Origin of the sequence: Enterococcus phoeniculicola ATCC BAA-412, assembly GCF_000407505.1 — a bacterium.
Classification (GTDB): domain Bacteria; phylum Bacillota; class Bacilli; order Lactobacillales; family Enterococcaceae; genus Enterococcus_K; species Enterococcus_K phoeniculicola.
In genome coordinates this window covers 797,372-810,614 of record NZ_ASWE01000002.1, presented here as the reverse complement: position 1 = coordinate 810,614, position 13,243 = coordinate 797,372, and the positions used below count along the sequence as shown (strand labels likewise).

Sequence of the window (13,243 nt, the reverse complement as noted above, 5' to 3'; positions counted from 1 at the left end):
TCAAAACTAAGTAAAATTATGTTTCTATTTTTCCTGAAAAAATAGAAGCAGACAAATTTTTTCATCCACCTCAAACATTGTACAGCTATTTTTTTGTTTCAAAGACATTCATGGTTTTCAATCACTAGAAAGCTTATTGTAAAACTTTTAAACAGTTCATTGTACAAATTCTCTGTAGATTAGATAGACTAAAAATATTTATTCAACCTTTTTTTGCTTACATAAACTTTGGAATAATTCTTTTTACGGGTAGCCTGTTATTAGTAAAGTAGGATTCTAAGCACGTATAACCAGAAACAAAGAAAAAATGGGCTTGGGACATAAGTCCTAAGCCCACCTCTCGATTTACTCAACCGTAACTGATTTTGCTAAATTTCTCGGTTTATCTACATCATACCCTCGCTGTAATGTTGCATAATACGCGATTAACTGTGTTGGAACAACACTTAAAAGTGCGCTTAATAGAGGATGAACATTTGGCAAAATCAATTGATCGGTAGGTCTTGCCAATCCTTCACTTGCGATCACTAAGGTGTGTGCCCCACGGCTTTCTACTTCTTTTAAGTTCCCACGTGTATGGGATCCTGTAATTTCGTCTGTAATAATCCCTAATACAGGTGTTCCTTCTTCAATTAAAGCGATGGTTCCGTGTTTCAATTCACCAGCAGCAAATCCCTCAGCTTGAATGTAAGAAATTTCTTTTAGTTTTAATGCGGCTTCCATAGAAACGTAGTAATCAACGCCTCGTCCAATATAAAAGGCATTTCTTGTATCTGTCAGATACGCTGTAACGAGCTGCTGAATCAACTCTTTTTCACTAATGACTGATTCCATGCTAGTTGCAATCAAGCCTAACTCATGAACAAGATTGAATTCCTTAGCAACTAAACGATTTTTTTGTTGCCCAAGTGCCTTTGCCAAAACAGCAAGTACTGCAATTTGAGCTGTATATGCTTTTGTAGAAGCAACAGCAATTTCAGGGCCTGCATGTAATAGTAGGGTATAGGTTGCTTCTCTAGAAAGAGTCGAGCCTGCAACGTTTGTAATCGTTAGAGAAGGATAGGTTAACTCGTTAATTTTTACCAGTACTTGTCGACTATCAGCTGTTTCACCACTTTGACTTAAAAAGAGAAAGAAAGGTTTTTCTGATAATAAAGGCATATTATAGCCAAATTCACTGGATAAATGAATTTCTACAGGAATATTTGCCAATGTTTCGATGATTTTTTTTCCAACCCATCCTGCGTGACTACTTGTTCCGCAAGCAATGATATAGATTCGGTCACTGCTACTCATTTCTTTTAATAATGCCTCATCAATTTGACAATCCCCTTGTTGTGAGAGATAGGCTTGACTAATTTTTCTCATAACTGCTGGTTGCTCATCAACCTCTTTTAGCATGTAATAAGGATAGGTTCCTTTTTCTATATCTGATAAATCAAGCTGTGCTTCATAAGAGTCGCGAAATACCTGATTTCCTTTTTGATCTTCAATGAGGATTTCATCTGCTGTTACCACAACCGTTTCGCCATCTACAAGCTCAACGAAGCGATTCGTTTGTTCAAGCATAGCCATTGCATCACTACAAATAACATTGAAACCATCTCCAAGACCTACAAGTAAAGGACTCTTGTTTTTAGCCACGTAAATAGTTTCTGGATCTTCTTTATCAACTAACGCAAACGCATAGGATCCCTGAATCTCTTCTAGTGATTTTTTAAACGCTTCTTTTGTCGTTAACCCTTGACTCATAAAAAATTCTATTAAATGAACGACTATTTCTGTATCTGTCTCTCCGATAAATTTATCGGCTGCCAAAAAGTTCGACTTCAATTCTTCAAAATTCTCAATTACACCATTATGAACTAAAACTAATCGATGACTCTGTGAAGTATGGGGATGGGCATTTTCTTCACTTGGCTGTCCATGGGTTGCCCAGCGGGTATGTCCGATACCAATCGTTCCTGTTACATCAGGGGTTAATTTATCAGAGAGATTTTTTATTCGTCCCTGTGCCTTGACTAATGATCCTGATGTTCGATTAGCAACAAATAAACCTGCTGAATCATACCCGCGATATTCTAATTTTTCTAGTCCTTTAATGATAATCTCTGTCGCATTTGGCTTTCCTACAATTCCTACAATTCCACACATAATGATTTTTTCCTACCTTCTGTCCATTATATGTTTCCGCTGCTTGATAAATACTTTGTTGGAATGTCTCCATTCGTTTTTTTATTTATCTATAGAGTGCAGACCCTAGAGTCATCCGCCGAATGATTCGATAAACTCTTTCCTCGTCGTCTGAAAACCAGACCAGGCGCTATCCAATTGGTATATTTAAATCCTCCTTTAATATTCTTTCGGAAACAAGTAAAATCATAGCGTTAATATAATTATTTGTCAACATAAAAATAAATTGGTATAGATGTTACAATTGAGATTGCAAGTGCCTAGAGGAATGAACAGCTTCTTTCCATTACCAACAGACCAAAAAGAAAGTCGACAGAAAAAGGAAAATTTTGGTACAATAAATCTATCTGTGAGGAGGATGAACAAATGGAAACAGAGATTAAGGTAATGACAATTAAAGAGTTAAAGCAAGCAATTCAAACACTGGAAGCAAATGCTAATATCTCAGATGATACAAAAGTATTTTTAGATACTGGTTGGGACAGCTTACAAGAAGTTGCGCCAGATGCCTTAACAGCTGAACAAGCAAAGCAATTTAAAGTACAGGATGAGCTGACTAAAGAAATTTTCCTCGGTTATTCCTTAGAAGAAAAAGCAGAAAAAACGCATGCAACTGGTGAGAGTGAAACCATCGTTGTTTTGCGTAATTTATATTAGGGAGGAGTACAGATGAATGCCAAACGTTGGGTAGCCGTCGGAATTGCTGTCGCATTATTTATTTTCTCAGGGATTACTGCGGGACTTACAAAAAAAGAAACAAAAGAGACAGATGAATTGTCTTCAATAAATACTTTATTATATGGATCAAACCAATTGTCAGAAACTGTTCTGGAAGATGGAAGCTCTTCTGACAAAATTGCAAAAATCCAAGTAGAAGGAACAATAACAGGTGGAAGTGGCGGATTATTTTCTACAGAAACCTATAACCATGAAGAGTTGCTTGATCAAATCCAAGCAATCAAAAAATCCCCAAGCGTTAAAGCCGTACTTCTTGAAGTGAATACACCAGGAGGAGGAGTCTACGAAAGTGCCGAATTAGCACGTGCTTTGCAAGAGCTACAGCAGGACAATAAAATTCCTATCTACGTCAGTATGAAGAATATGGCTGCCAGTGGCGGTTATTATATTTCAGCACACGCAGATAAAATTTTTGCAACGCAAGAGACTGTAACAGGATCAATCGGTGTAATTATGTCTAGCTTGAATTATTCTGGTCTGCTTGAAAAATTAGGTGTCGAGGATGCAACGGTGAAAAGTGGCGCATTAAAAGATATGGGCTCTGGAACAAGACCTGAAACAAAAGAAGAAGAAGAAGTACTTCAAGCCTACATTGATAGTGCATATAATCGTTTTGTAGGTGTTGTTTCAGAAGGCAGAAAAATGAGCGAAGAGGAAGTAAAAAAAATTGCTGATGGTCGAATTTATGACGGACAACAAGCATTAGATGCAGGGCTTATTGATGAAATCGGCTTTCCTGATGAAGCGCTTAAAGCGTTAAGAAAAGATTATGGATTAGAAGATGCTCAATATGTACAATACAGCGTGAAGAGCTCTGGGTTTGCCAGCACGTGGTTAGGTGCAAAGCTTGCTCAAATTCAAGGACTGCAGCCTTCTGAAAGTAGTCAGGTTCAAGCGTTACTTAAAAGTATAGGTACCTCTGAGGCACCGAAAGCTATGTACTATTACGGAGGTGAATAAGATGAGTGATGAAAATCAAAAAGAGCCGTCTGTTCAACTAACCTCAACTGATGAGAAAAACAATACACTAACTGGTACAACAAAAAAAGAAACGACTCCACAAGCTGAGAAACCGTTAGAGCCTCAAGTCGGTCCAAATCAAGCGTTCTATAATCAGCTTATTGAAGAGCGAAATAAAACAACTTATTCAGAAGAAGAAGTGAAGCAAAAGCAAGAAGCTTGGCACTCATTTGAAGAAGAAAAGAGGATACCTAAGGTTCATGATTTCCCCGCTTACTTTTTTGCAGGATTTTGGATTAGAGGATTTGCTTTTATCATCGATATTTTGTGCATTCAGGCGATTACTTCTATTTCAATAGGTTCCATTTTTTCAGTTGCCGGATGGACAAAAGATAGCTACTTTTGGAGTATCTATGCATTAGTGAGTTTACTGATTTATCTAGCCTATTTTATTTTAGTTACAAAATTAACTAATGGACAGACTATCGGAAAAATGATTTTTGGCATTCAAGTCATTAGTTTTGACGAAGAGAAGCTTAGTTGGCAAACGGTGCTCATTCGCGAGGGAGCCTGCAGATTTATATTGAAATATCCATTGTTAATGATAGGCTACCTACCCACTATTTTTAGTGGGAAAAAGCAACATATTGGTGATTTTCTTTCAAACACGAGTGTTGTAACCATTAATACTGTCTTAGCCTTTAACAAACAAGTGAAAGGATAGTCTATTAAGAAAGAGGACGAACATGAATCAAATAGAATTTCCAAAAGAATTTCAACGCCTTGTCCGACTGGGAAAACATGCTTTAGATGAAGGAGAACTGCTTAAGGCAACTGAATATTTTTCTTCTGCTTATGATTTAGAGCAGGATTTTTCTGTGAATCTTTTATTAGTTTCAACTTTATTGGAATTAGGAGAGGCAGATAAAGCGTTTGAGTACGCTAAAGAAATGTGGCATGATTATTTCAAGTCTATTGATTACTTAGGCTTATATTTACAAGTCTTACTTCAAAAGCGTTTGTTCATACAGGCAACGAGTTTAATCGGATCAAAGAGAGAAACGGCCAACACGGATGAGCAACATTTATTAGATGACTATCAGGAACAAATTACGCAAACTGAGCACGCTTACCAGCAATTGGAATATAGAAAGGTGAAGGAAGGAATAAAAAACCTTCAATCCCTTTCAACAGCCGATTATCTTACTCAGATGGGTGAAATAAAAAAAATTGAAACCCTTCCTACAGAAGTCTTTGAATCTCTGGCAGCAACATTTTTAAAGGATGAGCTTCTACATCAGCTTGTTCGATCAAAAGTGTTAGAAGAGCTCGTAAAAATACAAAGTGAACAAACGTATGATTTTCTTTGGTTGGATGAAAAACTGTATACAGTAGTCCCTAAAAACCTCTTGTTGCCTGCATCAGCAAAGACCTACCAACAGGTTTCTAATCTGCTAGAAGAAAAGCTGGTAAATGATAATCCTTCTTTATTATTGAATATGATGAATGAAGTTCGTTTACATTTTGCTCTTCTTTTTCCATATGCAGACGAAAAAATAAAGAATCCATATTTGTGGGCAGTTAGCTATCTTGTTGATTACGCTGAATATAATCTTCAAGCAGATGCCCGACTGGAGGAAAATGAGTGGGAAGCAATCCAGCAGTTGAAAGAACAATTACAAGAACAAATACAAAAACTGTATTTTCAGTAGGGAATAATGAAAAATAGGTAAAAAAATTATTTGTTGCTATGCTAAATGTTTACAATTTACAAGGGTTAGTGTACTATTTAAAAGTATGCATAACACAAAATCGTGTATAAATTTTTTATTTATTCGGAGGGAAACAAATGACTGCAAAATGGGAAAAAAAAGGCACTAATGATGGTGTATTAACATTTACAATCGAACAAGAGGTAATCCAAAAAGGATTAACAACTGCGTTCAACAAAGTAAAAGGAAACCTAAACGTTCCTGGATTCCGTAAAGGAAAAGTATCTCGTCAAATGTTTAACAGCATGTACGGTGAAGAAGCCTTATATGAAGACGCACTTAACGCTGTATTACCAGAAGCTTATGAAGCTGCTGTAAAAGAAGCCGGAATTGACCCAGTATCACAACCAAAAATTGATGTTGAAAGCATGAATAAAGGCGAAGACTGGACAATTACTGCTGAAGTAACAGTAAAACCTGAAGTAAAATTAGGTGAATATAAAAACTTAACAGTTGAAAAACAAGATCGCGAAGTAACTGATGAAGACGTAGATGCACGCATCAAACGCGAACAAGAAGCTCAAGCTGAATTAGTAATCAAAGAAGATGAAGCAGCAGCTGATGGCGACACAACAGTAATTGACTTTGAAGGATTCGTCGGCGAAGAAGCCTTTGAAGGTGGAAAAGGAGAAAACTATTCTCTAGAATTAGGTTCTGGTTCATTTATCCCTGGATTCGAAGAGCAAGTAGTTGGTCATAAAGCTGGCGAAAGCTTTGATGTGACAGTTACTTTCCCAGAAGACTACCAAGCAGAAGAACTAGCTGGAAAAGAAGCAGTCTTTAAAGTAACTCTTCATGAAGTCAAAGCAAAAGAATTGCCTGAATTAGATGATGAATTTGCAAAAGATGTTGATGAAGAAGTTGAAACGTTAGCTGAATTGAAAGAAAAATATCGTAAAGAATTAACAGAAACGAAAGAAAAAGCAGCTGATGAAGCAAAAGATGAAGCAGCTATTCGCCAAGCAGTAGAAAATGCTGAAATTCTTGACTTACCACACGTTATGGTTCACGATGAAGTTCACCGTTCAATGGATGAATTCTTAAACAATATGCAGCGTCAAGGAATTGCTCCAGAGATGTACTATCAATTAACTGGTACAACAGAAGCAGACTTGCATACGCAATTTGAAGGCGAAGCAGAAATTCGCACAAAAACAAATCTTGTGATTGAAGCAATTGCTGCAGCTGAAAATATTGATGCGACAGAAGAAGAAATTGCCGCTGAAATCAAAGAATTATCTGAAACATACAACATGCCTGAAGATCAAATTAAAAATGTTCTTACTGAAGACATGTTAAAACATGATATTGCAATGAAAAAAGCAGTAGAAACAATTACTTCAACTGCTACTGAAAAATAATCTGTTATATAGGGCTTTTGAAAATGAGGAAACTCATTTTCAAAAGCTTTTTTCTATGCAACTTCATCTCTGTGTTAAAGAAAAGTTAAGAACTATTTAGTTGAGGGTCGTAACTACTTTTTCTTTCTAGGAAACTATGATATGATAGTGAAAGGCTGTAATAGGATAAACGAGAAATAACTCTTTTCCTAGTCTGTCAAGAATGAGAACGGATAGAATCAAGGGGTGAAAACCATGTACGATAATACAAATGGAAATGAAGCGGTTCGTTGTTCTTTTTGTGGGAAAACACAAGAAGAAGTGAAAAAAATCGTTGCCGGACCAGGTGTCTATATTTGTAACGAATGCATCGATTTATGTAAAGAAATTATTGATGAAGAATTTTATGATGAAGCAGTTCGTGAATTCATGGAAATTCCTAAACCAAAAGAAATATTAGAAATATTAAATGAATATGTAATCGGCCAAGAACGCGCGAAGAAAACGTTAGCGGTAGCTGTTTATAATCACTACAAACGTGTAAACGAATCTGAAGGAACAAATGAAGAGGTTGAACTTCAAAAAAGTAATATTTGTTTAATTGGTCCTACGGGTTCAGGGAAAACTTTCTTAGCACAAACCTTAGCGAAGTCATTAAATGTACCGTTTGCTATTGCAGACGCAACAAGCCTAACCGAAGCTGGTTATGTTGGTGAAGATGTTGAAAATATTCTTTTGAAGCTGCTACAATCTGCTGATTATAACGTTGAACGTGCAGAAAAAGGGATTATTTATATTGACGAAATTGATAAAATTGCTCGCAAAAGCGAAAATGTCTCAATTACAAGAGATGTTTCAGGTGAAGGGGTTCAGCAAGCTTTATTAAAAATTCTTGAGGGCACTGTTGCAAGTGTTCCCCCTCAAGGTGGAAGAAAGCATCCCCAGCAAGAATTCATTCAAATTGATACAACTAACGTTTTATTCATTGTTGGTGGTGCATTTGATGGAATTGAAACAATTGCTAAGAACCGTTTGGGCGAAAAAACAATCGGATTTGGGACAAATAACACAAAATTTTCAGAAGATGAAAGTGTCATGAAACATATTATCCCTGAAGATTTATTGAAGTTTGGCTTAATTCCAGAATTTATCGGTCGTTTACCTGTAACTGCGGCACTTGATAAGTTAACAAATGATGATCTCGTTCAAATTTTAACAGAACCTAAAAATGCGTTAGTGAAACAATATAAAAAATTATTGTCACTAGACGATACAGAGCTAGAATTTCAACCAGGTGCTTTGAAAGCAATTGCTAACAAAGCAATTGAGCGAAATACTGGAGCCCGTGGGTTACGTTCGATTATTGAAGATATCATGATGAATATCATGTTTGAGATTCCATCAGATGAACGAATCAAAAAAGTTATCATCACACAAGAAGCTGCTGAAGGTGAAGGAGAACCTATCATCCTTTACAATGAAAAAGAACAAAAAGCAGGTTAGGAAACAATTTATAGAGAGGCTGGATCAAAACGAAGGGTTTTGTTCCAACCTCTTTTTTAAGGGAAGGAGAGGTATTTATTGAAAGTCAACCAAGCAGATATTGTCATTAGTGCAGTTGCACCTAAACAATATCCAGACACTGAGCTGCCTGAAATTGCATTAGCTGGGCGTTCAAACGTCGGAAAATCTTCATTTATCAATACTTTAATTGATAGAAAAAACTTAGCGCGCACATCAGGAAAGCCGGGAAAAACGCAAACATTAAATTTTTATCTGATCGAAAATGCATTACATTTCGTGGATGTACCAGGCTATGGGTATGCAAAAGTATCAAAAACAGAGCGAGTGAAGTGGGGGAAAATGATTGAGACATATCTAACCACCCGCCCACAACTAAAAGCGGTTGTTTCTCTTGTGGATTTGCGACATGCACCTAGCCAAGAAGATATTCAAATGTATCAGTTTTTGAAGTATTATGACATTCCAGTGATTGTGGTAGCAACAAAAGCGGATAAAATTCCTCGTGGAAAATGGAATAAGCATGAAAGTATCATCAAAAAAGCCTTAGATTTTGATCGGAATGACGATTTTATCCTTTTTTCTTCTGTCACAAAACAAGGAAAAGAAGAAGCCTGGGCTGCCATCGAAGAAGCAATGACTTTTTAAAAAGAATGAGAGTTGATTGATTTGAAGAGCACTGTGATTCTTAGTGGATGTTAAAAACATGTATTTATGTGAACGGTTATGTATCTGTTGACATGCTAAAGTCTTAATCAATAAAAGAGCTAGTGCCTGAATGGCTACTAGCTCTAACTTTGGAAATCCTAGTTTTAGGATTTCTTTTTTTTCTTTTTTTCAGGTTCTTTTATTTCGGGCTTTAAGAATCGGTTAATGTCTTCTTTTGGCGCTACTTTATTTTCAGGGTCAACGACAAAATCAGCAAACATTTTATCCAAATTGTCAGTACGTTCAAATTTTAATCCCATGAAAATCCACCTCCATGTGTATTTAGTTTACCACGTTTTTCAAAAAAATGTGAAACAAAGAATTTAAATAACGCTTATTTTTAGTGGAACATGAAACTATTCGGTATAATAGAAATAGAGAAGGGGTGAGGCAAATGATAGAGAAAAAACAAATGTACGGCATGCTGCGTGTAGATGCTGCAACATCTAAAGAAATTGTTCAAGCATCAGAAGACTGGCTGTCTCTTGTTAGAATTCTAATCCAACCTAGCTTTATTAGAATAGAAAATGAGCAGCCTCAGCCTTTTGATTTACATAAGATAAAAAATGCAATCAGTCTACTTGGTGAGGACTCGGAAGTCACCTGGCTAGTTGGCAATGAAATAGATGAATTCAGCTTTAGTCTTTTTAAAGGTCGTATATTAGAAAAATACTTAATTTCAGATAACCTCTTTTGGGGAAATCATGAACTCATAAAGGATTACTTACTAAATAAAATGACTTTTTATACTGGAATAATTTCCTATCTTCGATCTTATAGTGAGTATCAATATAGTAACGTAGCAAATATTAAGGAACGTCAAAATTTTGAAACAGAAGAAGAAATTAAGGAGCTTCCTAAATTAAAGACGATGTCTGGAGAGCAAAAAATAGATTGTAATCAATTTGCAGGATATGATATTTTTTTCAAAGGTCTATGTCTCACCTCTTGTTGGCACATTTATTTTGGAAGTGTCTATTATTCTATGATTCCAAAGCAAATCTTTAAAGAAATTCAACAAGTTGAGTTTGTAAAGGAACATGAAAATGAAGTTATAGAAATTCAATTATTTAAAAATCCTTATAATTGGAAGCATGAGCGAAATTTGGGCTTTCAGCGGTTGTTTAGAGACCAGTTAGGTATTGATCAACTGGTTTGGGACAACGGTACAGGCTTATTGAGAGAAGCGTATATTGAATATGTTTATCCAAAAAATTTTATTCATACTGTTCAATATCAAAATGACTCTCTTCAACCAACCAGAAAAAAAGAAGCCAGCCATTTTATTACACGAACTTATGATTTGGTTCATGAAACATATCAAGAAAAAAGGGTAAAAGGGGCATTGAATGCACAAGCTTTTTTTCCTTGGATAGATGAATCCCAGCTAAAAATGGTTGCCTACAAAGTGATTGATCCAGAGCTTACACTAGATAGCGGCTTGGAGGCTTACAGTTACTATATCAGAGATTATCTGGAAATCGATGTAATTGATGATAAATATCCAGAATACGAAGCAACTTTACGGTTTTATATTCCTCAGAATCAACTGACACAAATTCCTTTTGACCAGATTTTTGAACGATTTCCTGATGTGAAAATTGGACCTGTTAAACAAAAAAAAGATGCGATTTCAGTAGAATTAAAAAAAGAAAAAAATCACTTACGTGTGCTGTTTCTGGCATATGAGAAGTTAGAGGAGTTATTAGGGATTCAAGGAAGAGGATAGTAGTTCTCCTGTAAATTGAAGTGCTATCTGACCAGTGATAAAAAAGCTGGAAAAGCACGGATGAAGGTGAAAGACTAGTATACTTATTCATGGTAAAAAATGGGGTTGGGACAGACGTGCTCAGTTTATTTGCGGACTCTTCAACTCAAGGATGAAATTAGATTTGCATTAATAGCAGTAAATTTAAGGAAATGTAGGCGAGCTAGGAAAATAAAAAATATTCTCCCAATAATCTTAAAAATAGAAGACCGAAAATCGTAAAAAAATGATTTTCGGTCTTCTGTTTTAGAATTCTTTGGACTTATGCCCGAAGCTCCTCGTAATTATAGAGTTTACCTGTTTATTTAAATTATACTGCTTGCGGGGTGTTGATTGGCTTTTTCATTAAGCCAAAGATGACACCTGAAATAATTGATCCGACAGCAATAAATAATAGATAAAGCAGTGGATGACTTAGTAAAAAGACAACAAAGATTCCACCATGTGGCGCTAATAGCTTGATACCAAATCCGCCAACTAATGCGCCGGTAAAAGCAGAGCCTATAACGAAGCTTGGAATCGCGCGCAATGGATCAGCTGCGGCAAATGGAATTGAACCTTCTGTAACAAATGAGAGGCCCATAACGATATTCGTTAAACCAGCATCTTGTTGTTCTTGTGTAAATTTGTTTTTAAATAAACGAGTGGCAACAAAAATTGCTAATGGCGGCACCATACCACCCGCCATTACAGAGGCCATTACAACGCTTCCGCCATCTGCAACAGTGGTTGCTAAAGTTGCTGTACCAAATACATAAGCCGCTTTATTGATTGGTCCACCCAAATCAACAGCCATCATTCCAGCTAACAAGGCACCTAAAAGAGCCGCGTTTGTTCCATCTAAGCTATCTAAAAATCCATTAAGTGAAACATTAATAAATGCCATGGGAATATTTAAAAGTAGCATCAGCATTCCTGTAATCAATAATCCAAAAACTGGATAGAAAAGGATTGTTTTAATTCCTTCGAGTGATTTAGGAAGACCCCTAAATATTTTTTTCAAGAAAATCATGACATATCCGGCCATAAATCCACCAAGTAGTGCACCGAGGAATCCTGCATTTCCAGCTAAGGCAAGAGAACCAGCTGCAAAACCAGCGATTAGTCCAGGACGATCTGCAATACTTGAAGCAATGAAGCCCGCCAATACAGGTAGCATAAAACCGAATGCAGCATCACCAATCTGTTTAAACCAGCTAGCGACTTCGTTATAGCTCCCTAATTGATTTAATGCATCTTGAGGGACGCCAATAAATTGGTCAATCATAAAGGACAAGGCAATCGCAATCCCTCCACCAATAACGAAAGGAAGCATATGGGAAATTCCGTTCATTAAATCTTTATAGACTCTTGACAGAACCGTTCCGTCAGCTGAGTCATCAGAAGATGAGGAAGCTGATGTATCTCCATGAAAGACTGGCGCTTTACCGCTTAATGCAAATTGAATCAATTCATTTGTTTTACGAATACCATCACTTACTGGACGATTCACTAATTTTTTTCCGTCAAATCGGTCCATTTCAACCTTTTTATCGGCTGCAACGATAACTGCATCTGCACGTGCAATATCTTCTGCGGTTAATTTATTTTTAACACCTTCAGAGCCGTTAGTTTCAACTTTCATTTCAATTCCAAGCTCTTTTGCTTTTTTCTTTAAAGCATCCTCAGCCATATACGTGTGTGCAATTCCTGTTGGACAGGCTGTTACTGCAACGATAAATGGTTTTTCTGTATTTACTTGACTGTTTTCAGAAGTTTTCTCTGCTTTTTCCTCTGCTTCTTTTGCTTCTTCAGCTGTTTGAAATAGAGTTTGCACTTCGTCTGGTGTAGAGGTTTTCTTTAATTCACCAACAAATTCAGGATTAATGAGTAAACGAGATAAAGCAGCAAGCGCTTGAAGATGTGTATCATTTGCACCTTCTGGAGCAGCAATCATAAAGAAAAGATAAGTAGGTTGTCCGTCTAAGGATTCATAATCAACACCTTGTGTACTTTTTGCAAATAACACAGTGGCTTCTTTTACTGCGCTGTTTTTTGCATGGGGCATGGCAATTCCGTCACCTAAACCAGTGGATGTTTGTGCTTCTCGAGCAAGAATCCCAGATTTGTAGGTGTCTATATCCGTAATCCGCCCAGTATCGTACATTTTTTGTACCATTTCATCAATCGCACTTTTTTTATCTGTTGCTTTAAGATCCATTATCATGGCTTCTTTAATTAATAAGTCTTTAATATTCATCATA

At 36.4% G+C, this 13,243-nt stretch carries 11 protein-coding genes; 8 read left to right on the top strand and 3 right to left on the bottom strand.

The window, feature by feature from the left end:
• Positions 1-345 precede the first annotated feature (345 nt).
• A complete protein-coding gene (gene glmS, locus I589_RS10475) occupies positions 346-2,154 on the bottom strand; it encodes a glutamine--fructose-6-phosphate transaminase (isomerizing) (RefSeq protein WP_010767463.1) in 1,809 nt (602 codons plus the stop codon).
• 405 nt (positions 2,155-2,559) lie between these two features.
• Between glmS and I589_RS10470 the strand changes: the two genes are divergently transcribed.
• From I589_RS10470 to yihA, 7 genes are all read left to right on the top strand, one after another.
• The gene (locus I589_RS10470) at positions 2,560-2,850 is read left to right on the top strand and encodes a hypothetical protein (RefSeq protein WP_010767464.1); all 291 of its coding nucleotides are present in this window, start codon (positions 2,560-2,562) and stop codon (positions 2,848-2,850) included.
• A gap of 12 nt (positions 2,851-2,862) precedes the next feature.
• A complete protein-coding gene (gene sppA, locus I589_RS10465) occupies positions 2,863-3,891 on the top strand; it encodes a signal peptide peptidase SppA (protein WP_010767465.1) in 1,029 nt (342 codons plus the stop codon).
• A gap of 1 nt (position 3,892) precedes the next feature.
• Positions 3,893-4,615, top strand: coding sequence for an RDD family protein (locus I589_RS10460; protein WP_010767466.1), 723 nt, complete (start codon positions 3,893-3,895; stop codon positions 4,613-4,615).
• 22 nt (positions 4,616-4,637) lie between these two features.
• Complete coding sequence (locus I589_RS10455) at positions 4,638-5,603, top strand: hypothetical protein (RefSeq protein WP_010767467.1); 966 nt, start codon at positions 4,638-4,640, stop codon at positions 5,601-5,603.
• Positions 5,604-5,740: 137 nt separating this feature from the next.
• A complete protein-coding gene (gene tig, locus I589_RS10450; RefSeq protein ID WP_010767468.1) occupies positions 5,741-7,024 on the top strand; it encodes a trigger factor in 1,284 nt (427 codons plus the stop codon).
• Positions 7,025-7,258: 234 nt separating this feature from the next.
• Positions 7,259-8,506: an ATP-dependent Clp protease ATP-binding subunit ClpX gene (gene clpX / locus I589_RS10445; RefSeq protein WP_010767469.1), complete on the top strand. Its 1,248-nt coding sequence runs from the start codon at positions 7,259-7,261 to the stop codon at positions 8,504-8,506.
• Between the two features lie 78 nt (positions 8,507-8,584).
• On the top strand, positions 8,585-9,172 hold the full coding sequence (gene yihA, locus I589_RS10440) for a ribosome biogenesis GTP-binding protein YihA/YsxC (protein WP_010767470.1): 588 nt from the start codon (positions 8,585-8,587) through the stop codon (positions 9,170-9,172).
• A 164-nt stretch (positions 9,173-9,336) separates the two neighbouring features.
• Here yihA and I589_RS18490 read toward each other — a convergent pair whose 3' ends face one another.
• Positions 9,337-9,492 carry an SPJ_0845 family protein gene (locus tag I589_RS18490; RefSeq protein WP_010767471.1) on the bottom strand — a complete coding sequence of 52 codons (156 nt, stop codon included), beginning with the start codon at positions 9,490-9,492 and terminating at the stop codon, positions 9,337-9,339.
• A gap of 134 nt (positions 9,493-9,626) precedes the next feature.
• Between I589_RS18490 and I589_RS10435 the strand changes: the two genes are divergently transcribed.
• On the top strand, positions 9,627-10,961 hold the full coding sequence (locus tag I589_RS10435) for a hypothetical protein (protein WP_010767472.1): 1,335 nt from the start codon (positions 9,627-9,629) through the stop codon (positions 10,959-10,961).
• A gap of 349 nt (positions 10,962-11,310) precedes the next feature.
• Here I589_RS10435 and I589_RS10430 read toward each other — a convergent pair whose 3' ends face one another.
• Positions 11,311-13,239, bottom strand: coding sequence for a PTS fructose transporter subunit IIABC (locus I589_RS10430; protein WP_010767473.1), 1,929 nt, complete (start codon positions 13,237-13,239; stop codon positions 11,311-11,313).
• Positions 13,240-13,243: the final 4 nt, after the last annotated feature.

Excerpts from the sequence above, each read along its gene's own strand:
- glmS (WP_010767463.1), bottom strand. The coding sequence starts at position 2,154 with ATGTGTGGAATTGTAGGAATTGTAGGAAAGCCAAATGCGACAGAGATT.
- I589_RS10470 (WP_010767464.1), top strand. The coding sequence starts at position 2,560 with ATGGAAACAGAGATTAAGGTAATGACAATTAAAGAGTTAAAGCAAGCA.
- sppA (WP_010767465.1), top strand. The coding sequence starts at position 2,863 with ATGAATGCCAAACGTTGGGTAGCCGTCGGAATTGCTGTCGCATTATTT.
- I589_RS10460 (WP_010767466.1), top strand. The coding sequence starts at position 3,893 with ATGAGTGATGAAAATCAAAAAGAGCCGTCTGTTCAACTAACCTCAACT.
- I589_RS10455 (WP_010767467.1), top strand. The coding sequence starts at position 4,638 with ATGAATCAAATAGAATTTCCAAAAGAATTTCAACGCCTTGTCCGACTG.
- tig (WP_010767468.1), top strand. The coding sequence starts at position 5,741 with ATGACTGCAAAATGGGAAAAAAAAGGCACTAATGATGGTGTATTAACA.
- clpX (WP_010767469.1), top strand. The coding sequence starts at position 7,259 with ATGTACGATAATACAAATGGAAATGAAGCGGTTCGTTGTTCTTTTTGT.
- I589_RS18490 (WP_010767471.1), bottom strand. The coding sequence starts at position 9,492 with ATGGGATTAAAATTTGAACGTACTGACAATTTGGATAAAATGTTTGCT.
- I589_RS10435 (WP_010767472.1), top strand. The coding sequence starts at position 9,627 with ATGATAGAGAAAAAACAAATGTACGGCATGCTGCGTGTAGATGCTGCA.
- I589_RS10430 (WP_010767473.1), bottom strand. The coding sequence starts at position 13,239 with ATGAATATTAAAGACTTATTAATTAAAGAAGCCATGATAATGGATCTT.